This is a genomic window from Carnobacterium sp. GW821-FHT04C06, assembly GCF_059420345.1.
The window spans coordinates 94,842-117,880 of the sequence record NZ_JBWKTN010000001.1 but is presented as its reverse complement, the minus strand read 5'-3'; the positions used below and the strand labels follow the sequence as shown (position 1 = coordinate 117,880).

Here is a 23,039-nt window from a genome sequence, read left to right as displayed (position 1 = left end):
ATAACGTTCTTCCTACAAAAAAAGAGTCCCAGTTACAAACACTAGGACTCTTTTTGTTAGTTTTCAAATGCCGCTAAAAATTGGATCATATATTCTGGCAAATCAGGAGGTCTACGGCTTGAAACGATGTGTCCGTCCGTAATTGCTGGAGTGTCGTGCCAAATCGCCCCTGCATTCGTTAAATCGTCCTTAATACCAGGTGTGCTGGTAACATTGATGCCTTTTAAAATCCCTGCTGAAGCAAGCACCCAACCCGCATGACAAATTTGCCCAATTGGTTGTTGTTTCGTATTGAAATGCTGGACGAATTCAATTACTTTTGGGAAACGTCTCAATTTATCTGGTGCCCAACCACCTGGAACTAAAATTCCAGCATAGTCATTTAGATCAATTTCTTCAAAAGCGTAATCACTAGTTGCTGGAACGCCATATTTCCCGATATAGGTGTGGTTCTTTTCTTCTCCAACCAAATGAACAATTCCACCGGCTTCTCTCACACGCATAACCGGGTACCATAATTCTAAATCTTCAAAATCATCACTAACTAACGCAATAATTTTTTTATTTTTTACTGTCAATGGGATGTCCTCCTAAAAATAGATTACTATCAGTTTAACAGTGAATAGATTCCTCTGTAAACATATTTGCTTTTATAAAAAATTCCTTGCAACTATTAGATCAATTTCTAACAGTGCAAGGGATTTTTTTAATCTTCTAAAAATTTATTTAGTTCTGTTTTATTTTTGGCCGTATCAATTTCAAGAACACTACCTGCATGTTCGTAATAACCATTTTCCCACGATCCCTCAATAGGTAACGTTAAGGTTTCAATCGGTTTTGTTTTTCCTAATACAAAGTCTGTCCCGGCAGATAGCAATAAACTACTTGGTAAGTTGGTAACTGTGTATCCTTCAACCTTACCTAAGACACTTGGTAACTTTGTAATATTGGTGACTTTAACGCCTTGCTCTGCAACAGCATTCAGGACTTGCTGTTGTCTTCTTACACGTCCAAAGTCGCTCTCAGCATCATGTCTAAAGCGAGCGTATTGTAGTAAGGTTTCTCCATCCATTTTTTGTGGTCCTTTTTTAATGGAAGCTTCGATATATTCAGACATATCTTTTTCGGCATCAATTTGAACACCATCTGGTAGCAAAGTATCGATAATTTTTGGAAAACTATCAAAATCAACAATTACAAAATATTCAATGCCAATACCAAAGTTTTCACTGATGGTTTTTCTTAGTAGTTCAGGTCCACCATATGAATAAGCAGCGTTGATTTTATCTTTATCATGACCAGGTATATCAACATACATGTCTCTCATTAGCGAAACTAATTTTGGTTGTTTTGACTTTGAATCGTAATGGGCAATCATTAAAGAATCGGAACGACCTTGGTCATCGCCTCTAGAATCACTCCCAATAAATAAAATATTGACGTCATTTAAATCTTCCGCTTTTTCTCCATTAAATGTAATATCCGATTTATCCGGTAAATTTTGATCAGATCGAGCTTCTTTCAAGCTATTGCGATAGCTTGCATAAGCAAAACCACCTCCCGCTATCAATAAAATTAGTAGGATAAGTACGCTATTTCGAAAAATATGGCGTTTTTTCTTGTGTTGATTTCTCATAGTTTGCCTTCTTTCACCTTTTTTTGTTTTTATAAGTAGTTTCTTTTCATAATCCTTTCTTATTAAAACATAAAGAGATTAAGGAATCTTAAAGGAAATCAAAAATATTTTTCAAGGCTTAATGAATTAATTGAAAGGAACGATTCATTCGACCTAGTAAAACCATTAATAGTTGTTTTTCTTCATCTGACCATGATTGGAAGATTAGTTCCCATTGTTGGGTTAAGTTTTGATTGATTCGATTTTGTAAATTTTGTCCCTCTTCACTTAATTGAACATTTCTTAAACGTCGATCTTCGTTTTTAATTTCAATAACTAAATTTTTTTTGACTAAAATATCTAATTGTCGACTCAAAGTTGATTTATCTAAGTTCGTTTCAAAGCTAAGTTTTTTTATCGTTTTAGGAATATCAATAAGATTATTTAACAGTGTAAAGGTTGCTTTTGTTAACGCGTGCTCTTTTAATAATTTATTTTCAAATTGATTGAACTCATTATAAAAATGTTCCAGTTGAATTTTAATTTCATTGCTTTGACTGTACTTACCCATGAAAATCCCTCCTACTCTAAAAATAGTTGCATAACACAACTATTATCGTTGTGTTATGCAACTATATACTAAAAAGCGTTTAAATTCAATGTTTTTAACTCCCTAAAAGCATCTCATCTTTTAGCTGCCCATCTTTTGTCGCAGTTTGAAATAAGTTCATTACGTCATTGACAGAAAGTCGAGCTTTTTCATCACCTTTGATATCTACAACTACTTTTCCATAATCTAACATAATTAAACGATTGCCATAGTTCAACGCGTCTTTCATATTATGAGTAATCATCAATGTCGTTAATCCTTCATTTTGAATGCGCTGATTGGTTAAATCCAGCACTACTTTTGCTGTCTTTGGATCTAATGCGGCTGTGTGTTCATCTAATAGTAAAATAGCTGGTTTTTTCAAAGTAGCCATCAATAACGTAATCGCCTGTCGTTGACCACCTGAAAGCAATCCAATTTCACTATCAATTCTATTTTCTAAACCTAATCCTAATTGGGCTAGTTGCTCTTTAAAATAAGTTCGCTCTTTTTGAGTATTGCCTTTACGCAAAGTTCTTTTTTGACCTCTGCGGTAAGCCATCGACATGTTTTCTCCAACCGTCATTCGCGAAGCCGTCCCCATTCTAGGGTCTTGGAACACTCTTCCAACCATTGCTGCTCGTTGGTGTTCTTTTAGTTTTGTCACATCATTCCCCTCAATAGAAATATGTCCAGTATCTGGTAAAAAATTTCCTGCTATGCTATTAAGCAGCGTCGATTTCCCAGCTCCATTCCCACCAATAATCGTGATAAAATCTCCTTCGTTGACTGCTAAATCAATTCCCTTTAAAACTTGATTTTGATTAATAGTTCCTTTATTAAATGTTTTCTCAATCTGCGAAAGATTTAAAATTTCTTGAGTCATTAGGCTTCCTCCTTTTTAGCAAAGAAATTTAAGTTTAATTTTGGGCGTAAACTCGGTAATGCTAAACAAATCGCTAAGATAATAGCTGAAAAGAGTTTTAAATCATTGGGTTGTAAGCCGATAACTAACACGAAAGTAATAATCAAACGGTAGATAATCGCTCCAAGAATCACACAAATCAAACGATTTCCTAAAGAGAGATTGCCAAAAACGACTTCTCCGATGATAACTGAAGCTAATCCGATAACAATTGTCCCAATCCCCATGCTGATATCTGCATAGCCGTTGTCTTGTGTAATTAGCCCACCAGCAAAAGCAATCATGCCGTTGGATAACATTAACGCTAAAATTTTAGTTTTATTTGTAGAAACACCTAGAGAACGAGCCATGATTTCATTGTCTCCTGTAGCAATTAGGGCTTGACCTAATTCTGTATTGAAAAAGAGAATCAATAAAAGAATAACGGCCACTACGATAATCAAACCAATTAAAATCGTATCAAACTGCGCAGGTAAATGTAATGGTCGAAGCAGGTCATTAAGCTTTTCCTTGCCAAGTAGGCTTAAATTAGCACGTCCCATAATTCGAAGATTAATGGAATACAAACCCGTCATCGTTAAAATTCCAGCAAGTAGTCCTGGAATGTTGCATTTTGTAATTAAAAATCCTGTGATGGCACCCGCCAACATTCCACTAATAAATGCGACTAGTGTTGCGATTATTGGGTGTACACCTGATAATATTAACTTGGCACAAACGGCAGCTCCTAAAGGAAAGGACCCTTCTGCTGTCATATCAGGTAAATCTAAAATTCTAAATGTAATAAAAATTCCTAGCGCCATTACGCCCCATAATAATCCTTGTGAAGTTGCTGTAACGATTAAATTCATTCATTCTTCCTCCAATACTCATTAATTGATGATTGCGTGATCTAACATTTCTTGCGGAATGGTGATGCCTAGTTTTTCTGCTTTTTTAGGATTAATAATGGTATCTCCATGTTTTAAATATTCAATTGGTGTAGTTGCTGCTTTTTTCTTACCTTTTAATAAATCAGCCGTCATTTTTCCAGTCATTTTTCCTAGTTCATATTGGTTTAATCCAACGGTTGCTAAGCCACCTTCAGCTACCATTGTATCGACAGCTGGAAATACAGGAATTCCTTTGGCATCTGTGACTGAAATTAAAGTGTTCATGGCACTAGCCACGGTATTATCAGCAGGAACATAGATAGCATCAACTTTTCCAGCTAAGCTAGTGGCTACTTGATTAACATCATTAGTTGAAGAAACAGTTGCTGTAATAGGTTCTAAACCCGATTTTTTGGCTTCGGCTTCGGCTTGTTTGCCTTGAACAACTGAATTATCTTCACTTGATGAGTAGATAATACCTATTTTTTTAGCGCTTGGAAGAAGGGTTTTTATTAAGTTAAACTGTGCTTTGATTGGTGTTAAATCACTCACACCAGTAATGTTACCTCCTGGATGCTGATTGTCTGCCACTAATCCTGCACCTTTTGGATCTGTTACAGCACCTAAAACGATTGGGATTTCTTTTGAAGCATTTGCTAATGCTTGTGCAGAAGGCGTAGCAATTCCTACCATTACAGCAGCTTGTTCATTGGCAAAACGTTCACTCATTGTTTTTAAATTGCTTTGATCTCCTTGTGCATTTTGAAAATCAATTTTGATGTTTTTTTTATCGACAAAACCTTCTTCTTTTAGAGCATCCACGATTCCTTGATAAATCTTATCCAATGCTGGATGGCTCGTTAGTTGCAAAATCCCTACAACTGGAATCTCTTTTTCTTTTGTTGCTTGTTTTTTAGTTTCTGTTACAAAGGCAACGCTTAACAAAATAATCAATACAGTAATAAAACCAATCATTTTTTTCATTGTTTTTCCTCCAATAAATTTTTATTTAATTGTTTAATGTCATCTATTTGCTTTGCCATCGTTGACTAGTCCATTGTCTCATTATTAAAACTCCTCTATCTAATTTATGAATAAAAAAACAGCTTCCCAATGAATAAAACCATTGTGGAAGCTGTTTTTAGCAAAACAAAAACCACATAGAATCAGGGTATCCGTTTCTATGTGGTGGAATTTTAATTTAAATTCTCAAATAAACCAACATAGATACAAGTTCAGAAAGTCTGTCTGAAGGCTGCATCTATGAGTACTCTCATGAAATCCAACCTATCTATTTTGGCTTTGCCAATTGCGATTCAATTGTTTTAGATTCGTTGGTGTTGTTTTCATGTGTGGCACTCCTTTGTTTTCTTTGATAAATCAATCTTACTATGTTTCAATCTTATTTGTCAAGCAGATTTTTATAATTAGGGTTACTTGTCTGCTAAATAAATTGGTCGCCCTTTTCTTTCTTGAACAGGACGATTGGTTTTGCCAATCTGCTCTTCAAAAGCTTTTAAGAGTCCTTGGCGCATGTAAACAGGCATTTTAAATACAAGCCATTCAACAGGACCTTCAGTTGGTGGTGTTGTAAGTGACCCACTATAATTAAAAAAAGTGCGCTTTTCAGGTAGCAATTGATTTAACAGAATAGGAACTACAAACCCTCTAGCTGCATTTCTTGGATTTAATGCAATATTATCAATTTTAGCTAATTTTTTATTTAAGGGTACTTGAGTAGGTTCTGCTACTACCCCAATAACGAGCAATTCATTTTTTGCTGAACGATGAACAAGGTGCATTTCTAAAGGGAATTGCTGACTGTTAATCAGATGTTCACTAGGGAGATGAAAATGAATATCTTCTAGTGTATAGCGTTTATGATTAAAGACTACGTGATTGATTTTTTCTCCTGCAACAGGATTTAAATGAACCGTGTGATTAAAAAAAGAAGATCTAAAATTTGTTGCGTGGTAATCAAAAGCTAGTAGATTTCCATCCATCTCAGCTGTAACCTCTTCTTCTTTTAAATTAATAGGCGATTGTAAGCTTTCATTTTCAGCTTTATGAAAAATCGCACAGATATTTTTCCAATTTTCTGGACCTCGGGGGCCTTCTTCGTAGAACCAATCCAAAATCATTCCTCCTAGAATACACAAACTTTCATTTATTCTACCTTTTTTTGAAAAAAAAAGTCAACTGATATTGTTTGAAGTTTCTTACCATTTTTCTTAGTTATAAAATTAGGTCCTGTTTATCTTCCATATACTTTTAGTAAAATAACCGTTATAATAAGACCGTTAGCGACAATAAGAAAAGTCTTTTTTTGTCCATATTCAATTAATGAAAGTGAGGAAATCCTATGTCATTTGATGGAATTTTCACTCATGCCATGGTCGATGAATTAAAGAGTTTGTTAAAAAACGGACGCTTGTCAAAAATTCATCAACCTTATCAAAGTGAAATTATTTTAGTGATGCGCGCAAACGGTAAAAATCACCGTGTGTTATTATCTGCTCATCCAAGTTATGCAAGAATACAAGTTACACAGATTCCATATGAAAATCCAAATACGCCTCCTAATTTTTGTATGTTATTGAGAAAACAATTAGAAGGGGCTATTTTAGAGGATATCCAACAAATTGGAAACGATCGTATCATTCATTTTACCTTTAAAAGCCGCGATGAAATCGGTGATATTCATAACGTCGTCTTGATTGTTGAACTAATGGGACGTCATAGTAATATTTTCTTAATCGACCAAGAATCAAAACGTATTATTGACTGTATTAAACATGTCCCAGCAAGCTTAAATAGCTACCGATCTGTTATGCCTGGCGCTACCTACCTAAACCCACCACATCAAGATAAATTAAATCCTTTTACTGTTACTAAACAAGAAATTAGCGAAAAATTAGATCTTGATTCAGAGTTGTCCGTTCAAAGACAACTTCAAACGACGTATCAAGGAATTGGTGGAGATACTGCTGCAGAAATGATTTTTCGAAGTGAAAGTAACCCAGCCTTATTACCGGACGTTTTTGTAAGCTTAATCGATGAAGTTAAAGACGGCAATGCGACACCAACGTTGACTGAAAACACACAAAAAGATTTTTTTACCCCTACCCCATTTTTAAGTTTGGATGGCGAACAAAAAACCTTTCCGTTACTTAGTGAATTATTAGATGCTTACTATGGCGGGAAAGCTGAAAAGGATCGTGTTCATCAACAAGGATCTGAATTGATTCGATTGGTAAACAATGAGCTGCAAAAAAATGTGAAAAAATTAGAAAAATTGCATAAAACAATGGCGGAAACGGAATTGGCGGATGATTATCGAATTAAAGGTGAAATTTTAACCGCCTATCTTCATGAATTTAAACGTGGTGCAACAGAGATTGAACTGCCCAACTTCTATGAAGAAGATGCTCCTATTACAATCAAATTGGATATTCGAAAAAATCCTTCCCAAAACGCACAAAAATATTTTGCAAAATATCAAAAACTTAAAAATGCCATTTCTTATGTGACTGAGCAAATCGATTTAACGATGGGAGAAATTGATTATTTAGAATCGGTTTCTACTCAGTTATCTTTAGCAACGCCAAAAGATGTGGCTGAAATTAAGGAAGAATTGACGCAGGTTGGTTATCTTAAAAAGAAAAAAACTAAGAAAAAACAAATGAAAGCACAAAAAAGCAAGCCAGAAAAATACCACGCAACAGATGGAACCGTCATTTTAGTAGGGAAAAATAATTTACAAAATGATGAACTGACACTTAAATTAGCAAGAAAAAGTGATATTTGGCTACACACAAAAAATATCCCAGGTTCTCATGTCATCATTCAAAATTCAGACCCTAGTGAAGAAACGATTCTTGAAGCTGCCAATATTGCGGCGTACTATTCGAAGTCACAACTTTCAGCGCTTGTACCAGTTGATTTCGTACCCGTTAAAGCCATTCGGAAACCAAATGGAGCGAAACCTGGCTTTGTGATTTACGAAGGTCAAAAGACGGTCTATGTAACGCCTGATAAGGAACTGGTTGAATCATTGCGTGTAAATTAAAAAAACGACCTAATTAGTTAAATTAGGTCGTTTTTTCTATTTCAAAAGATAGAACGGTTTTTAATTGTTCAGGAGTATGGTTTCTAAAATCAGCTACATAAATCTCTTCGTAGTCTTTGCCAATTCGTTGGTATCCTTTACTTTGACAATAGTGTGTCATTTTGTTTAAACAATCTGCTTCTGTGTGGTAAGAACCTTTATGTAGGCAAAAAACTCGTAATGTTGGTTCAGGTTTTTTTAAAAAGAACTGATGCGTTAAATTATTTTTACTTAACACGGCTTGCTGAAGTAGTTTCTCGTTAATAAATTGAGGTTGACGAATCATTAATTGAAAATCAACTTGTTTGCTAGAATCTGATTGAATCCAGCGGCATTCAATCGGGAAAAGTTGATAATCGGGATTTTTATTCGTTTGATTTGATTTCAATTTAATTGCTTTTGAGATAGCAAGTAATAATTCCATTTCTTCGATAAAGCTTTCCATTGAGAGTGCTTTTGACCGTTTAATTATCAAGTATTGAAAAGCTGGTTTTTTAAGAATATAGGGTTTAGTTGATGGAAAACAAAATTGTTTTTCTACCTTACGCCAGTCGTAATAGGTCATTTTATCGTCTCCTTTTTAGTTAGATGGGTTATTTATTATCGAATGGTGGTTTTAGATACTCTTATCAGTATACTTAACTTTTATTTAAAAAACAGCAACTTCTTTTTTTTACGTTTTTTTGTTACACTATTCTAATGGAAGGTGATTGAATGAAAGTCTTAGTTTACACATGGGGGCTTGTTATTTTAAAGCTACTTTTTTTATTTTTTTTCTTATGTTTCTTTTTTTCACCTCTAGATGGTCCTAGATCGAAAAATGTCAAAATCGAGTCTCGTGTTCCATCCAATAGCGCACCACTTAGGTTTCCACAAGGAGTATTGGGTATTCCTAAATCCAATTCAAAAATAATTGCACATAGAGGGTATAAAGCTGGTGGCGTTGAAAATACACTTTCGTCCATTCAAGCAGCTATTCCTTATAAACCAGCATATATTGAATTAGATGTTCGGCAAACAAAAGATGAGCATTTTATTTTAATGCATGATGCAAGTTTAAAACGGTTAGCGCGTAAAAAGAAAAAAGTTCATCAGTTAACACTGGCAGAATTAAAGAAATTGACGTTAAAGCAGAATAATTTTGAATCTTCAATTACAACATTGGAAGAAGCAATCGATTTAGCTAAAACTTCGAAGCAACCTCTTTTATTAGATATCAAAACAAGTAAGCAAGACAGTTTAGATATGCCTAAACAATTAGCCGAGTTATTGGCAGATAGAGACGTTGTTGATTCCTATTTGGTCCAATCAACCAATGAGGCTTTTTTAAATCAGATTAAAGAAGTAAATCACGACTTACAGGTGGGTATGATTGTCTCAATGTTACCTAGCAAGGAATATCCAGATTTCCAATTTTTAACGTTAAAGCACACAATGGCGGCGCCAGAATTTTTTGAAAGTAAACAACCAGTCTTTCTATGGACAGTTGACGAACCTGCTGAATTTAATCAATATTTAGCTACTACTGCTCACGGAATTATTACAGATAATGCTTTGATGGCAAATTCAATTGAACAACGTGGTACAATCAACGCTCTGATGACTTCTTATATTGATGTGATTCAAAAAAATGAAACATTATAGAAAAAACGATCGAAATCAATTAAGATTTCGATCGTTTTTTAGTTATTCTTAAAACATAATCTAAACTAGTTGTTAGTCAATTTTTTTGCTAATTTCAACATAATGAGACCAATTAGTAAAAAATAGCAAGGCATTGCCCAGAGCGTTCCATTGTGAACAAAGCTCATGCCAAATGTAACCACACTTACTAGTAAATAGTAACCTAGACTAAACAGTCCACCAGCAGATCCAATGACATCTTGAAAATCCATTAATGCAAGGCTTAAACAATTAGGTAAAGCCGTTCCTGTTCCAAGTAGCGTGATAAAAACACCTACTAGCAACATAAACCATTGCCATTCTGAGGTGAAAAAAGTTGATACACTGACAGCTAAAATAATACTTATACCTACCAGCATTATTTTGATTCCATCTAAAATAATTTTTTCTGGTTGTCTAGTTGTGACTAAACGCTTTGACAAAAGTGAACCTAAAATACTTGCTACTGCGACAATCATTCCAAGGAAGCCATAGGTAGCTGTTGAAAAATGAAAATACTCAATAAAAATAAATGGCGCTTCTGCATAGTAACTAAATAAAATGCCATTGATTGTTCCAATCAAAAAACCATAAATTAAAGTTGGTTGATTTTTTAAAAAGCGGTTTACAATAGGAAGCAATTTCACTTTTGATCGTTGTTTAACATCATAGGTATCACCTAAGCTAAAATAAGCATAGCTAAAAACGAAAAGACTCATTATAACTAATACAAAAAAGACGGCTCGAAATCCCCAAAATTGGTCTACTACTCCACCAATTAAAGGACCAATAGCAGGTGTAAAGGCTAGTGCTGCAGAAATTTGAGCAAATAAAGTATGTCGTCTCAAACCATTTGTACTTTCTCTTAAAATTGTTTGGGTAACGACTGAACCCGTACTTGCTCCAAAAGCTTGCATAAAACGGGCAGCTAATAAGAATTCAATTGATTTTGCTTGAAAGCATAGAAAGCTACCAATTCCGTAAAGAATCACACCATATAGAATTGCAGGGCGACGTCCAATAAAATCAGAAACAATTCCCCAGCAAAAGACTCCTAAGGCAAAAGCTAAAAAGTAAATACTTAAGGTTAGCTGTACCGTTCCTAGTGTCGTCTCAAAATCACTTGCGATGTCTGGCAAGGAAGGTGTAAAAATCGTTTCGCTAATTTGTGGAAAACCAACTAAAATAATGAGTAATAATAAAGATGGTGCTTGAGTTGTGATGCTTTTTTTCAAAATAATTCCTCCTAATAATGATTAAAGGGTTGAAAAAAAACATCTCACTGCGGGAAGCGGCGGGAGCATAATCAATATTAATTTGTAGGTATTCATCATCTCACTCACCTCTTTTGCTCTTTTTATTTTAATTATTAGCTAGTTTACCATATTTTTTCATCAGGAACAATCTGGTATCTCCACTAGCTTGAGTGAAGTGCTCTTCTTATTTTTTCCACTTAGTTGGATCTTGCTTCCACTCTTTTAATAAACTTAAGTCGTTGGCTTCAATCGTTCCAAGCTCTAACGCAACATCAATCAGAGTAGAGTAATTGGTTAAGGTTGCAAAGGATAATTGATGCTTTTTAAAATTTTCAATCCCTTTTGGCAATTCGTATGTAAAGATGGCGGCTGCCCCTATTACATCTGCACCTTCATTTTTTGCAGCTACTGCCGCGTCAATCACACTTCCACCAGTGGAAATCAAGTCTTCAATGATGACCATTTTTTGGTTTTTAGTAATGCGTCCCTCAATTTGATTGCCTTTGCCGTGGTCTTTTGCTTTTCCACGAATATACACCATTGGCAAATCTAATAGCTCTGCAACCCATGCAGCGTGAGGAATTCCAGCCGTAGCCGTGCCAGCAATCACTTCTGCTTCAGGGTAATCACGCTTGATCAGTTCTGCTAAACCCTTTGCAATTTCACGTCGCACGCTTGGGTAGCTCATCGTAATACGATTATCGCAATAAATTGGACTTTTAATGCCACTTGCCCATGTATATGGCTCATTCGGACTTAAACTCACTGCTTTTATTTCTAATAAATCTTGGGCAATCTTTTTTTCAATTGACATTTATTCTTCGACTCCATTCCATTGGTTTTTAATTGTGTGATAGCTCTTAACTGGATCTGCTGATTGAGTAATGGGACGACCTACTACGATAAAGCTTGAGCCTGCTTCTTTGGCGCGACTTGGTGTTGCAACACGTTTTTGATCGCCTTTTTCATCCCCACTTGGACGAATTCCAGGAGTTACACACAGGAATTTACTTGCTGTATTTTCTTTGATTAGCTGCGCTTCTAAGGCGGAACAAACAACTCCGTCTAATCCTGCACTTTGTGTTAATTTTGCATAGTGAATCACGCTTTGGAGCAAGGGAACTTGAATCAATTGTTCGGTTCGCATGGCTTCTTGTGTAGTAGAGGTTAATTGCGTTACAGCGATGAGGCTCGGTCTTTGGCTACCGGCTGGCGTACCTGAAATAATTCCACTCATTGCGGCTTCCATCATTTGTTTTCCTCCTGCAGCATGAACATTAATCATATCGACACCCAATGCAGCTAAACCTTTCATTGAACGTTCAACTGTATTTGGAATATCATGTAATTTTAAATCTAAGAAAATTTGATGTCCTAAGCTTTTCATCCATTTAACTACTTCTGGTCCGTTCTGGTAATACAACTCCATTCCAACTTTAACAAATAATTGTTCATTCTTGAAATGAGTTAAAAAGGTTTTAATTTCGTCGCTTGTTGAAAAATCCAAAGCGATAATTGGTTTTGATTGCATGTTATCTTCCTTCCCTTACTTCTTTAATGAGTGCTTCTAGTGAAGGTATTCCAAGTTCATCCATTCGTCTTGGAAGCTCTTCAATCAGTTTAGGGCAAATCATGGAATCTGTAAAGTTGGCTGTTCCAACAGCTACTGCACTTGCTCCAGCCATAAACATTTCTAGCACGTCATCAACTGTATAAACGCCTCCCATTCCAATTATAGGAATGTTCACGCTGTGACTCACTTGATGAATCAACCGAATGGCAACAGGTTTAATGGCTGGCCCTGATAAACCGCCTGTCTTATTTGCTAAAATCGGTTGCTTGGTTTTTAAATCGATACGCATACCTAACAATGTATTAATCATTGAAATCCCATCAGCGCCTGCTGCTTCAACTGCTTTGGCAATGGGAACGATATCTGTTACATTTGGTGAAAGTTTGACATAAATTGGCACGCTTGAAACAGCTTTAACAGCTTGAGTCAGCTCATAAATCACTTTTTCATCCGTTCCAAACGCGATACCACCATGTTTTACATTTGGACAGGAAACATTTAACTCAATTGCAGCTACATTAGGTGCTTTTGAAATTTCCCTACAAACTTCTATATAATCCTCTTTAGTTGATCCAGCTACATTGGCAATGATAGGAACCTTGAATTGCTCTAGTTTAGGTAATTTTTCTGTTAAAATAACTTCTAATCCTGGATTTTGTAATCCAATTGCATTTAGCATTCCGCTTGTGGTTTCAGCAACTCTTGGAGTAGCATTGCCAAAACGTGGCTCTAAGGTACAGGCTTTTATCATCATGGAGCCTAATTGGTTTAAATCGAAATATTTCGCATATTCTTCACCAAAGCCAAAGCATCCACTTGCCGGCATGATTGGATTTTTTAAATCTAAACCGGGTAATTTAACGGCTAAACGATTCATTATAAAACCACCTCTCCCACTTTAAACACTGGTCCTTCGTCACAAACTTTATAGCTTGTTTGACCCGTTGGATCGGATTTTTTAGGACAAACACAGGCATAACAAGCACCCATTCCACAAGCCATTCGTGCTTCCAGTGATAAAAATGCGTTTTGATTTTCATAACGATTTTCAACAGCCATCAATAGACCTCTTGAGCCACAAGCATAGACTACATCAGGCTTACCTTGTAAAGTATCTAATAAATGCCCCACATGACCATGTTGACCTTTAGAACCATCATCTGTGGCTAAATGAACTTCTCCTAATTCAGAAAATTCCTTTTCATAAAAAATGACGTCTTTTGTTGCAAAGCCAAAAATCAGTTCTACTTTTACACCCTTTTTAACCAGCTGTTTAGAAAGCTCATATAGGGGAGGAACTCCAATTCCCCCACCGATAACAAAGGCTGTTTGCCCTTTTTGAACTGATTCTAATGGAAATCCATTGCCAAGCGGCCCCATGACATCTAATAAGTCACCTGTTTTTAAGTGGCTCATCGTTTCGGTTCCTGCTCCTTCAATCCGATAAATAATACTACATTCTTTTTTTTCTGGGATAATTTCAGCAATACTGATTGGTCTTCTGAGTAAAAGATCTGATTGAGGTACTAAAATATGCAAAAATTGACCTGGCACCTGCATTTCATTAACTAATTCCCCCGTTAAGCGCATTTCAAAAATTTTAGGTGCTAGTTGTTTTTGATCAACAACCGTCATGAGTTCTTGTAACATAAAATTCCTCCTAACAAGTTTGACTATAAGGGTGCTGTATCGAATGAGCGTGATTCTAAGACTTTTAAAATAGCGTTAGCCGTATCTAACGAGGTGAACAACGGTACCCCATGTTCAACTGCTTCACGGCGAATTAAAAAGCCGTCAGTTTGCACTTCTTTATCCCGTCCCATTGTGTTTACAACCACTTGCAAACGATTTTGTCTGATGGCATTTAACACATTTTTTTCGTCTTCATTTGCTGAGATTTTATCCACTTCTTTTACTTGAATGCCTTTGTGTTTGAAATAATTAGCTGTCCCAGTAGTTGCCATAATTTGGTACCCAATTGTATTAAAACGTTTGGCTAATATGACAGCTTCTTCCTTATCTTCATCCGCAATGGTGAATAGGACGGTTCCGTAATCAGCTAAATGAAGGTTGCTTCCCTCAAAAGCTTTGTACAAGGCTTTTTCAAGTGTTTTATCCGTTCCCATAACTTCGCCAGTAGATTTCATTTCAGGTCCTAAGTTTGTATCTACACTAAGCAGTTTGGCAAATGAAAAGACAGGCGCTTTTACATGGACACGATTCGATTCTGGGTATAAACCGCTTTGATAACCTTGTTTAGCTAAGGACTCTCCTAAGATACAATGGGTTGCTACTTGTGCCATTGGAATACCTGTGACTTTACTTAAAAAAGGCACTGTTCGGCTTGCTCGTGGGTTTACTTCTATGACATAAACTTCTTCTTCGAAAATAACAAATTGGATATTCATCATGCCGATACAATTTAATCCAATCGCCAATCGTTTGGTATAATCAACAATTTTTTGTTTTAGCGCTTCGCTTAATTGTTGTGGCGGATAAACGGCCATCGAATCTCCAGAATGGACACCAGCTCGCTCGATATGCTCCATAATTCCTGGAATCAATACGTCTGTTCCATCACTAATGGCATCGACTTCACATTCTTTTCCAAGTAAATAGCGGTCGATTAAAACGGGATGCTCTGGAGAAGCTTTTACAGCATTTCCCATATAGTTTTCTAAGTCTTTTTGGTTTTCAACAATTTCCATTCCTCGTCCGCCTAAGACGTAGCTTGGTCGAACCAAGACAGGATACCCAATTTCGTTGGCTATCGTGACAGCTTCCGTTGTACTTAATGCAGTTGCACCAAGAGGCTGTGGGATGTTTAGTTCTTGTAAGGCTTGCTCAAATAAATCTCGATTTTCAGCTCGATCTAGATCTTCCACGCTTGTTCCTAAAATATGAATGCCTAATTTGGTTAAGGGTTCAGCAAGGTTAATTGCCGTTTGTCCGCCAAATTGAACGATAACACCTTTTGGTTTTTCCAATCGAATGACATGCATCACGTCTTCAACTGTTAAGGGTTCAAAATACAATTTATCTGAAATTGAGAAATCCGTTGAAACTGTTTCTGGATTGCTATTCATAATAATGGCTTCATAGCCTAATTTTTGGATAGCTTTAACCGAATGTACCGTAGCGTAGTCAAATTCCACTCCTTGTCCAATTCGAATGGGACCAGATCCGATAATCAGAATCGATTCTTTTTCAGTAATGATGCTTTCATTTTCCTCTTCGTAGGTGCTGTAAAAATAAGGCGTTGTAGATTCAAACTCAGCTGCACAAGTATCAACCATTTTATAAACGGGAACTATCTCATTTTGGTAGCGTAATTCGGCTACTTCATTCGTTTTTTTCTGCCATAACTCTGCAATGACACTATCTGAAAAACCATACTCTTTTGCCATTTTCAAAGTAGCTATATTTTCTGGTTGGGCTTGTAGTTCGTTTTCAATTTCTACGATATGCAACAATTTGTCTAAGAAAAACAAGTCGATTTTCGTTAATTCAGCTAATTCTTCAATTGTGTAGCCTCGTCTAATTCCTTCTACTAAATAAAACAAACGATCGTCTTGAGCTTTAATCATTTTTTCAACTAATGCTTCATCACTGACTTTTTTTGCAGCAGGGATTGAAACATGAAGGGCTCCAATTTCTAAAGAGCGCACGGCTTTTAAAAGGGACTCTTCAATTGTTCGACCAATTGCCATTACCTCACCAGTTGCTTTCATTTGGGTTCCTAGTTTACGATCGCCATTTTCAAATTTATCAAAAGGCCATCTTGGAATTTTAGTCACCACATAATCTAATGCCGGTTCAAATTGCGCATAGGTTGTTCCAGTCACTGGATTTTTCATTTCATCCAATGTTAACCCAACTGCAATTTTTGCCGCTAGCTTAGCAATGGGATAACCAGTAGCCTTACTTGCAAGTGCGGAAGAACGACTCACTCTTGGATTAACTTCGATAATATAATATTGGAAGCTATTTGGATCAAGGGCTAACTGAACATTACACCCTCCTTCAATTCCCAAGGCACGAATAATTTTTAAGGAAGAATCTCGTAACATCTGGTACTCGACATCAGATAACGTTTGACTTGGAGCAACAACAATCGAATCCCCTGTGTGAATCCCAACTGGATCAAAATTTTCCATGTTGCACACAACCATCGCATTGTCATGACTGTCTCGCATCACTTCATATTCGATTTCTTTAAATCCTGCAATGCTCATTTCGACTAAACATTGATTAGCAGGTGAAAGCTTTAATCCATTGGCTACGATTTCTTCCAGTTCTTTTAAGTTGTCACAAATTCCGCCACCTGTACCACCTAGGGTAAAAGCAGGTCGAACAATTAATGGAAATCCGACTTGTTCTGAAAATTTAACCGCTTCAGCAACCGTATGAACAATGTCACTTTCAGGAACCGGCTCGCCAAGTTGATGCATTAATTGCCTAAATAAATCGCGGTCTTCAGCTTGGTCAATTGCACTTAATTTTGTCCCCAGTAATTCAATGGATAACTCTTCTAAAATCCCTGAATTCGCTAGCTCCATCGCCATATTTAAGCCAGTTTGCCCTCCCAAGGTTGGTACGATTGCGTCAGGTAACTCTTTTCTAAGGATACTAGATACAAATTCCAAGGTAATCGGCTCAATGTAAACTTTATCTGCAATCTCTTGATCCGTCATAATAGTTGCTGGATTTGAGTTGATTAAAACAACTTCATACCCCTCTTCTTTTAATGCTAAACAGGCTTGCGTACCGGCATAGTCAAATTCTGCTGCTTGTCCAATGACAATTGGTCCGGAACCGATTACTAATATTTTCTTTAAATCACTTCTCTTAGGCATCAGACTGTTGCTCCTTTCCAGCATCGATTAATTCCATAAATTGATCAAATAAATGAACAGCATCATGTGGCCCGGGTGCTGCATCTGGATGAAATTGAACACTGAAAACTGGATGATAACGATGTTTGATTCCTTCAACTGTTCCATCATTTAATTCGGTATGGGTAACAATTAAATCAGTTCCAGCTATTGTTTTATCATTTACTGCGTACCCATGATTTTGAGAGGTGAAGTCAATGCGTCCAGTCGCAATCTCTTTTACTGGATGATTAAAACCACGGTGACCAAATTTTAATTTAAACGTATCGGCTCCATTAGCTAGTGCAATCAGTTGGTGTCCTAGACAGATTCCAAAAATCGGAACCTTTCCTTGAATCCCTCGAATCATCTCTAGCGCTGTTGGGACATCTTTTGGATCTCCGGGTCCGTTTGTTAACATCACGCCATCTGGTTTTAAATCTAAAATAGTTTGGCTATCTGTATCATAAGGTAAAACCGTTAAGTGGCAGTCGCGATTGCTTAACTCTCTTAAAATACTGTGCTTAAGACCAAAATCAATCACAACAATATTTCGACCATTTCCGGGACTTGGATATGCTTTTGTTGTTGACACTTGAGCGACTTGATTGGTTGGCAACACAGTCGCTCTTAATTGATCAAAAGCATGTTCCAGATCCTCTGTATCATTCGTAATCATGCCTTTAATCGTTCCTTTATCTCTTAAAAGACGAGTTAATTTTCTTGTATCAATTCCGGATATCCCTGGAATGTTTCGTTTTTTTAGAAATTCATCTAGGGTCATTTGGTTACGCCAATTCGACGCAACTCTCGCATGCTCCTTTACAATAACGCCTTTACAGGTAGGTTCAATGGACTCAAAATCGTCACGATTAATGCCGTAATTGCCTACAAGGGGAAATGTAAAAGCAATCATTTGACCGTTGTAGGACTGATCGGTAATCGTTTCTTGGTAACCCGTCATACCGGTTGTAAAAACCACTTCTCCTGTTACTTCTTGTGGCGCTCCAAAACCTTTTCCTTTAAATATTGTGCCATCTTCTAATAGTAATAAGCGATTCATTGATTATGCCCCTTTCGTATATACCACTTTCCCGTCAACCATAGTCATTTCTGTTAAACCTGATACCTTCCATCCAATAAATGGTGTGTTGCTTGCTAGTGATTTAAAATCAGCTGCATCGATGACTTCTTCTTCCTCAAGATTAAAAAAGGCTAAGTCGGCTGTTTCACCAACAGCTAATCTTCCTGAATTTAATTTGAAAACGTCGCTTGGTTTGGTGCTCATCCATTCAATCAGTTGATTTAAGGTTACAATTCTCGTTTTTACAAAATGGGTATACATTAAAGCAAAAGCCGTTTCGATACCGACAATTCCAAAGGGTGACGTTAACATAGAAGCTTCTTTTTCTTCCTTGCCATGAGGAGCATGATCCGTTGCAATAAAATCAAGTGTTCCATCTAATAATCCTTCAAGTAAAGCTGCTTGATCGTCTTCACCTCTCAATGGTGGATTCATTTTATAAATGCCAGTGTCTCCAGGTATATCGTCTTCACAGAGTAGTAAATGATGGGGAGTAACCTCTGCAGTTACGTGAATTCCAGCTAGTTTTGCCTCGCGAATCACTCGGACACTTTCTTTTGTTGAAACATGACAGACATGATAATGAGCTCCAGTTGCTTCACTTAATAACACATCTCGAGCAATTTGAGACGCTTCGGTAATGCTTAAAATCCCTGGTAAATTTAGTTTTTCAGACATGGCACCCTGATGCATGACGCCTCCAAATAATAAGGAATCATCTTCTGTGTGAGCGACGATGGCTACGTTATTTTTTGCGGCTTCTTCCATGGCTAAATACATTGTACCTGCCGTTTGAACTCCAACTCCATCATTTGTAAAGGCAAACGCGCCTTCTTTAATTAATGCTGTTTGATCTACAAGCTCCTGACTTTTCAAACCTGTTGTTATGGGTGCATATTGCAACACCTTTATAACCGCATCGTCTTTAATTTTTTGTTGAATGGCAGCGAATTTTTCTGGTGTATCTGGAACCGGATTGGTATTCGGCATTGCACAAACCGTTGTAAATCCTCCTCGTGCAGCCGCTAAACTTCCTGAAGCAATGGTTTCTTTATACGTGAATCCTGGTTCTCTTAAATGAACATGGACATCTACTAAGCCTGGTGTCACTAGACTTCCCTTAGCATCAATGATAGTATCTGCTGTTAAGCCTATTTTTTCTAACTCTAGCCCAATTGCCTCGATTTTAGTGTCTTTAATTAGCAATTCAATAGGTTCTAATGTATCATTGTGTGTCAGAATTTTTGCATTTTTTATCCATGTGATCATTTTTAAACCGCCTCTTTCCATTCCAAATTTTTTTATTCGCATAAAATCAGCAACAAATTCAACAATCGAACCTGTTGCTGATTCATCTCTTTATAAAACTGCTTCTAAAATTGCCATTCTTGTATACACACCATTGGTCATTTGTTGAACAATACGTGAACGCTCACACTCGACTAACGTTCCTTGCAGTTCAACATCGCGATTAACAGGCGCTGGGTGCATGATAATCGCCATTTCTTTCATTTTTTGTTCTCTTTCTTCTGTTAATCCGTGCATTGCAAGGTATTTTTCTTTTGAAAAGTTTCCATAATATTCATGGCGTTCGTGTTGAACGCGTAACAACATCATGACGTCAACAAGTGGTGCAAGTTCATCTATTGGAAGATAGGTGCCAAATTCGTCAAAAGCTGGATCATACCATTCTTCTGGACCTGAAAAATAGACTTCTGCTCCTAATCGTTTTAACATTTGCATGTTAGAATTGGCTACTCTTGAATGGGTTAAATCGCCTACGATGGCTACTTTTAATCCTTCAAAACGGCCAAATTCTTCATAAATTGTCATCAGATCTAGCAGACACTGGCTTGGATGTTGTCCACTTCCATCACCGCCGTTTACGACGGCTAGTTTAATTCCGGTACTAGCAATCAATTCTTCATAATAAGCTTCGTCTCCGTGTCGAATAACAGCGACGTCAACTCCTAAGGCATCCATTGTTAAGACGGTATCGTACAAGGTTTCTCCTTTATTCACACTACTAGTAGAAACTTCAAAATCAATGATATCAATGCCTAATTTTTTTTCAGCCATTTCAAAACTTTTATGGGTTCGGGTACTATTTTCAAAAAAAAGGTTCACTGCATATTTTTGCTCTGGCGGCGCGTATACGGAACCTTTTTTAAATTCTCCAGCGCGTTTGATTAAGGACATTACCTCTTTGTTTGATAGTGCTTCAACAGATACAAGATTCTCTAAATGTAATTTTTGAATAGTTGTTGTCATATGATTTTCCCCTCCATTAAATGTTTTGCTTGCTGTTAGACTGTATTAATTGGTTTCACTTTTTGCTTGCTTTGGTAATACTAAGTTTAAAATAATTCCTACGACTGTTGCTAAACTCATACCAGAAAGGGTTAGCGAACCAAATTCTAGGAACGCACCGCCAATTCCAATGACTAAGATAACTGAAGCGATAATCAAGTTGCGTTTTTTATCAAAATCAATTTTGTTGTCAATCAAGATTCTTAAGCCGCTTGAAGCGATGACTCCGAATAATAGGAAGCTGATGCCGCCAATAACTGGCCCCGGTATACTTAAGATAACGGCGCTAACCTTGCCGATAAATCCAAACAGGATGGCTAAAGTTGCAGCTCCTCCGATAACGAAGACACTGTGCACTCTTGTTAATGCTAAGACACCAATGTTTTCTCCATAACTTGTTGCAGGTGGTCCACCAAGTAGTGAAGCTAGAATTGTTGCAGAACCGTCAGCAAAGATCGTTCTTGATAAACCTGGTTTTTTGAAAAAGTTGCGTGTGGTGATTTTATTTAATACCATCAGATGACCGATATGTTCACTCATTGTGACAAAGGCGATTGGCGCCATCGTAGCTAGAGCAGCTAGTGAAAAGGCTGGTTTATATGAAACAAATGGGATTTGGAAGTTTGGAACTTGGAACCATGCTGCTGCTTCGACTCCTGATAAATCAACAATTCCAACCATTAACGAGATGACGTAGCCTGAAACAATACCGATTAAAATCGGAATTAAACTTAGAAATCCTTTTAAATACATGTTGCAAATAATGGTAATCGCTAGTGTTGCAAGTGCGACTAAAATGTAAGTCACACTATAATTTTCAGGAGCAGCTGTAGCTCCAATATACATGGCTTGGTTTGCCGCTGTACCTGAAAGACTTAGTCCGATTACCATCACAACGGGTCCTACAACGATTGGTGGTAGAACTTTGTCTAACCAATCCGATCCGATCATTTTGATGACTAGAGCAACAATCCAGTAAACGAGTCCAGCATAAAGGGCTCCTTGGAAAGCTGCAGGATAGCCACCTCCATTTTTAATTACCATAAGCATAGGTGTAATAAAAGCAAAGCTACTTCCCAAATAAGCAGGGATTTTTCCTTTTGTGATTCCGATATAAAGTAACGTTCCTAACCCAGATGTTACTAAGGCAATTCCTGGATTTAAGCCAACTAAGATGGGCACTAATACAGTAGCTCCAAACATGGTGAACAAGTGTTGCAAACTTAACCCAAACCATTGAATCCCCGGTGGTTTTTCATGAATATCTAAGACAACATCTGGATTTCTTTTAACTTCTTTAACTGACATTTTTAATTGCTCCTCGTTTTTAAAAGTCAACATTAAGTGACTTCAATGCATTTTTTGTAAAGAAAAAGAACCTGAAGGTCTATGTGAGACTCCCAGGTTCTTTAAATCATTGAATTTGCTAAAGTTTCCCTGTTTTCATCTAAAACGAGAGATTCCAAAACATTCAATTCATTATGGTGACCTTCTGTGCCTCTCTGGACTCAGTTAAAGTTTCACGATTCTTTTTTATTCGATTTATTAGTTAATTTTTTTAATGGATACTTTATCTAATCCATCGATTTCTTCGACTTCGACTTTAATTTGTTCGTCTAATGAGGTTGGAATATTTTTCCCAACAAAATCAGCTCGAATCGGTAATTCTCTGTGTCCTCTGTCTACAAGGACTGCTAATGAGATTTTTTGTGGTCTTGCGATATCCATCAGTGCGTCTAAAGCGGCGCGTATCGTACGACCAGTAAACAAAACATCATCAACTAGAATGACTTGCTTGCCTTCAATTGAAACCGGAATGTGTGAGCCATTTAGCTCTGGATCTCGTCCGTCGCTTGTGTGAACATCGTCTCTATATAATGAGATGTCTAGTTCTCCGACTGGAATTTCCACGCCTTCCAGTTGTTTTAATCGACTTGCAATGCGTTTAGCCACATAAATCCCTCTTGTTTTGATTCCGACTAAAACCAAATCTTCTATTCCTTTGTTCCGTTCGATGATTTCATAGGTGATACGAGTTAAGGCCCGTTTCATCGCTGCTTCATCTACTACTTCAACTTCCTTTTGAATCACGTTCATCGCCTCCTTAATTTTTCCCGAAAAAAAACCTCTTACCTAGTTAGAGTAAGAGGGCACAATGTTATCTTTGAGGT

At 36.9% G+C, this 23,039-nt stretch carries 21 protein-coding genes; 2 read left to right on the top strand and 19 right to left on the bottom strand.

The features are described from left to right. Positions 1-56: 56 nt before the first annotated feature. From AC07SW_RS00550 to AC07SW_RS00520, 7 genes are all read right to left on the bottom strand, one after another. Entirely contained in the window at positions 57-578 is a 522-nt protein-coding gene (locus AC07SW_RS00550; protein WP_135018530.1) for a type 1 glutamine amidotransferase domain-containing protein, read from the bottom strand. A gap of 128 nt (positions 579-706) precedes the next feature. After that, the gene (locus AC07SW_RS00545) at positions 707-1,636 is read right to left on the bottom strand and encodes an LCP family protein (RefSeq protein ID WP_034569704.1); all 930 of its coding nucleotides are present in this window, start codon (positions 1,634-1,636) and stop codon (positions 707-709) included. A gap of 118 nt (positions 1,637-1,754) precedes the next feature. Continuing rightward, positions 1,755-2,186: a MarR family winged helix-turn-helix transcriptional regulator gene (locus AC07SW_RS00540; protein ID WP_119908048.1), complete on the bottom strand. Its 432-nt coding sequence runs from the start codon at positions 2,184-2,186 to the stop codon at positions 1,755-1,757. A gap of 94 nt (positions 2,187-2,280) precedes the next feature. Then, a complete protein-coding gene (locus tag AC07SW_RS00535; RefSeq protein WP_081890699.1) occupies positions 2,281-3,090 on the bottom strand; it encodes an ABC transporter ATP-binding protein in 810 nt (269 codons plus the stop codon). Beyond that, entirely contained in the window at positions 3,090-3,980 is an 891-nt protein-coding gene (locus AC07SW_RS00530) for an ABC transporter permease (RefSeq protein ID WP_463684588.1), read from the bottom strand. Before AC07SW_RS00530 ends, AC07SW_RS00535 begins: the two co-directional genes overlap by 1 nt. 21 nt (positions 3,981-4,001) lie before the next feature. Beyond that, a complete protein-coding gene (gene trpX / locus AC07SW_RS00525) occupies positions 4,002-4,985 on the bottom strand; it encodes a tryptophan ABC transporter substrate-binding protein (RefSeq protein ID WP_119908047.1) in 984 nt (327 codons plus the stop codon). 449 nt (positions 4,986-5,434) lie between these two features. Next, complete coding sequence (locus AC07SW_RS00520; RefSeq protein WP_034569709.1) at positions 5,435-6,142, bottom strand: carbonic anhydrase family protein; 708 nt, start codon at positions 6,140-6,142, stop codon at positions 5,435-5,437. 221 nt (positions 6,143-6,363) lie between these two features. On the opposite strand from AC07SW_RS00520, the gene AC07SW_RS00515 reads away from it, so the two are divergent. Continuing rightward, positions 6,364-8,070: an NFACT RNA binding domain-containing protein gene (locus AC07SW_RS00515; RefSeq protein ID WP_135023611.1), complete on the top strand. Its 1,707-nt coding sequence runs from the start codon at positions 6,364-6,366 to the stop codon at positions 8,068-8,070. A gap of 22 nt (positions 8,071-8,092) precedes the next feature. Here the strand turns inward: AC07SW_RS00515 and AC07SW_RS00510 are convergent, their stop codons facing one another. Further along, a complete protein-coding gene (locus tag AC07SW_RS00510; protein ID WP_494632068.1) occupies positions 8,093-8,674 on the bottom strand; it encodes a GyrI-like domain-containing protein in 582 nt (193 codons plus the stop codon). A 149-nt stretch (positions 8,675-8,823) separates the two neighbouring features. Between AC07SW_RS00510 and AC07SW_RS00505 the strand changes: the two genes are divergently transcribed. Further along, positions 8,824-9,753 carry a glycerophosphodiester phosphodiesterase family protein gene (locus tag AC07SW_RS00505; RefSeq protein ID WP_463684591.1) on the top strand — a complete coding sequence of 310 codons (930 nt, stop codon included), beginning with the start codon at positions 8,824-8,826 and terminating at the stop codon, positions 9,751-9,753. Between the two features lie 65 nt (positions 9,754-9,818). On the opposite strand, the gene AC07SW_RS00500 is transcribed toward AC07SW_RS00505, so the two are convergent. The 11 genes from AC07SW_RS00500 to pyrR all read right to left on the bottom strand — a co-directional run bounded on the left by AC07SW_RS00500 (position 9,819) and on the right by pyrR (position 22,959). After that, on the bottom strand, positions 9,819-11,006 hold the full coding sequence (locus AC07SW_RS00500) for a multidrug effflux MFS transporter (protein ID WP_494632066.1): 1,188 nt from the start codon (positions 11,004-11,006) through the stop codon (positions 9,819-9,821). Between the two features lie 205 nt (positions 11,007-11,211). Beyond that, positions 11,212-11,841, bottom strand: coding sequence for an orotate phosphoribosyltransferase (pyrE, locus tag AC07SW_RS00495; RefSeq protein WP_463684595.1), 630 nt, complete (start codon positions 11,839-11,841; stop codon positions 11,212-11,214). After that, positions 11,842-12,558: an orotidine-5'-phosphate decarboxylase gene (gene pyrF / locus AC07SW_RS00490; protein WP_494632065.1), complete on the bottom strand. Its 717-nt coding sequence runs from the start codon at positions 12,556-12,558 to the stop codon at positions 11,842-11,844. A 1-nt stretch (position 12,559) separates the two neighbouring features. Further along, on the bottom strand, positions 12,560-13,477 hold the full coding sequence (locus tag AC07SW_RS00485; RefSeq protein WP_494632064.1) for a dihydroorotate dehydrogenase: 918 nt from the start codon (positions 13,475-13,477) through the stop codon (positions 12,560-12,562). Next, the gene (locus AC07SW_RS00480) at positions 13,477-14,250 is read right to left on the bottom strand and encodes a dihydroorotate dehydrogenase electron transfer subunit (RefSeq protein ID WP_311780232.1); all 774 of its coding nucleotides are present in this window, start codon (positions 14,248-14,250) and stop codon (positions 13,477-13,479) included. The genes AC07SW_RS00485 and AC07SW_RS00480 overlap by 1 nt, the downstream gene beginning before the upstream one ends. Before the next feature lie 23 nt (positions 14,251-14,273). Then, positions 14,274-17,456 carry a carbamoyl-phosphate synthase large subunit gene (carB, locus tag AC07SW_RS00475; protein WP_485441646.1) on the bottom strand — a complete coding sequence of 1,061 codons (3,183 nt, stop codon included), beginning with the start codon at positions 17,454-17,456 and terminating at the stop codon, positions 14,274-14,276. After that, the gene (locus tag AC07SW_RS00470; RefSeq protein ID WP_034569735.1) at positions 17,449-18,537 is read right to left on the bottom strand and encodes a carbamoyl phosphate synthase small subunit; all 1,089 of its coding nucleotides are present in this window, start codon (positions 18,535-18,537) and stop codon (positions 17,449-17,451) included. The genes carB and AC07SW_RS00470 overlap by 8 nt, the downstream gene beginning before the upstream one ends. A gap of 3 nt (positions 18,538-18,540) precedes the next feature. Beyond that, complete coding sequence (gene pyrC, locus AC07SW_RS00465) at positions 18,541-19,827, bottom strand: dihydroorotase (RefSeq protein WP_463684599.1); 1,287 nt, start codon at positions 19,825-19,827, stop codon at positions 18,541-18,543. 90 nt (positions 19,828-19,917) lie between these two features. After that, positions 19,918-20,829: an aspartate carbamoyltransferase catalytic subunit gene (locus AC07SW_RS00460; RefSeq protein WP_119908037.1), complete on the bottom strand. Its 912-nt coding sequence runs from the start codon at positions 20,827-20,829 to the stop codon at positions 19,918-19,920. 45 nt (positions 20,830-20,874) lie between these two features. Continuing rightward, positions 20,875-22,176 carry a uracil permease gene (gene uraA / locus AC07SW_RS00455; RefSeq protein ID WP_135018521.1) on the bottom strand — a complete coding sequence of 434 codons (1,302 nt, stop codon included), beginning with the start codon at positions 22,174-22,176 and terminating at the stop codon, positions 20,875-20,877. 237 nt (positions 22,177-22,413) lie between these two features. Continuing rightward, positions 22,414-22,959 carry a bifunctional pyr operon transcriptional regulator/uracil phosphoribosyltransferase PyrR gene (gene pyrR / locus AC07SW_RS00450; protein WP_272947520.1) on the bottom strand — a complete coding sequence of 182 codons (546 nt, stop codon included), beginning with the start codon at positions 22,957-22,959 and terminating at the stop codon, positions 22,414-22,416. Positions 22,960-23,039 lie beyond the last annotated feature (80 nt).

Coding starts and splice junctions, on each gene's coding strand:
- AC07SW_RS00470 (WP_034569735.1), bottom strand. CDS start 18,537: ATGAATCGCTTATTACTATTAGAAGATGGCACAATATTTAAAGGAAAA.
- pyrC (WP_463684599.1), bottom strand. CDS start 19,827: ATGATCACATGGATAAAAAATGCAAAAATTCTGACACACAATGATACA.
- AC07SW_RS00460 (WP_119908037.1), bottom strand. CDS start 20,829: ATGACAACAACTATTCAAAAATTACATTTAGAGAATCTTGTATCTGTT.
- AC07SW_RS00505 (WP_463684591.1), top strand. CDS start 8,824: ATGAAAGTCTTAGTTTACACATGGGGGCTTGTTATTTTAAAGCTACTT.
- AC07SW_RS00530 (WP_463684588.1), bottom strand. CDS start 3,980: ATGAATTTAATCGTTACAGCAACTTCACAAGGATTATTATGGGGCGTA.
- AC07SW_RS00480 (WP_311780232.1), bottom strand. CDS start 14,250: ATGTTACAAGAACTCATGACGGTTGTTGATCAAAAACAACTAGCACCT.
- pyrF (WP_494632065.1), bottom strand. CDS start 12,558: ATGCAATCAAAACCAATTATCGCTTTGGATTTTTCAACAAGCGACGAA.
- AC07SW_RS00545 (WP_034569704.1), bottom strand. CDS start 1,636: ATGAGAAATCAACACAAGAAAAAACGCCATATTTTTCGAAATAGCGTA.
- AC07SW_RS00485 (WP_494632064.1), bottom strand. CDS start 13,477: ATGAATCGTTTAGCCGTTAAATTACCCGGTTTAGATTTAAAAAATCCA.
- uraA (WP_135018521.1), bottom strand. CDS start 22,176: ATGTCAGTTAAAGAAGTTAAAAGAAATCCAGATGTTGTCTTAGATATT.
- trpX (WP_119908047.1), bottom strand. CDS start 4,985: ATGAAAAAAATGATTGGTTTTATTACTGTATTGATTATTTTGTTAAGC.
- AC07SW_RS00520 (WP_034569709.1), bottom strand. CDS start 6,142: ATGATTTTGGATTGGTTCTACGAAGAAGGCCCCCGAGGTCCAGAAAAT.
- pyrE (WP_463684595.1), bottom strand. CDS start 11,841: ATGTCAATTGAAAAAAAGATTGCCCAAGATTTATTAGAAATAAAAGCA.
- AC07SW_RS00535 (WP_081890699.1), bottom strand. CDS start 3,090: ATGACTCAAGAAATTTTAAATCTTTCGCAGATTGAGAAAACATTTAAT.
- AC07SW_RS00510 (WP_494632068.1), bottom strand. CDS start 8,674: ATGACCTATTACGACTGGCGTAAGGTAGAAAAACAATTTTGTTTTCCA.
- AC07SW_RS00515 (WP_135023611.1), top strand. CDS start 6,364: ATGTCATTTGATGGAATTTTCACTCATGCCATGGTCGATGAATTAAAG.
- carB (WP_485441646.1), bottom strand. CDS start 17,456: ATGCCTAAGAGAAGTGATTTAAAGAAAATATTAGTAATCGGTTCCGGA.
- AC07SW_RS00540 (WP_119908048.1), bottom strand. CDS start 2,186: ATGGGTAAGTACAGTCAAAGCAATGAAATTAAAATTCAACTGGAACAT.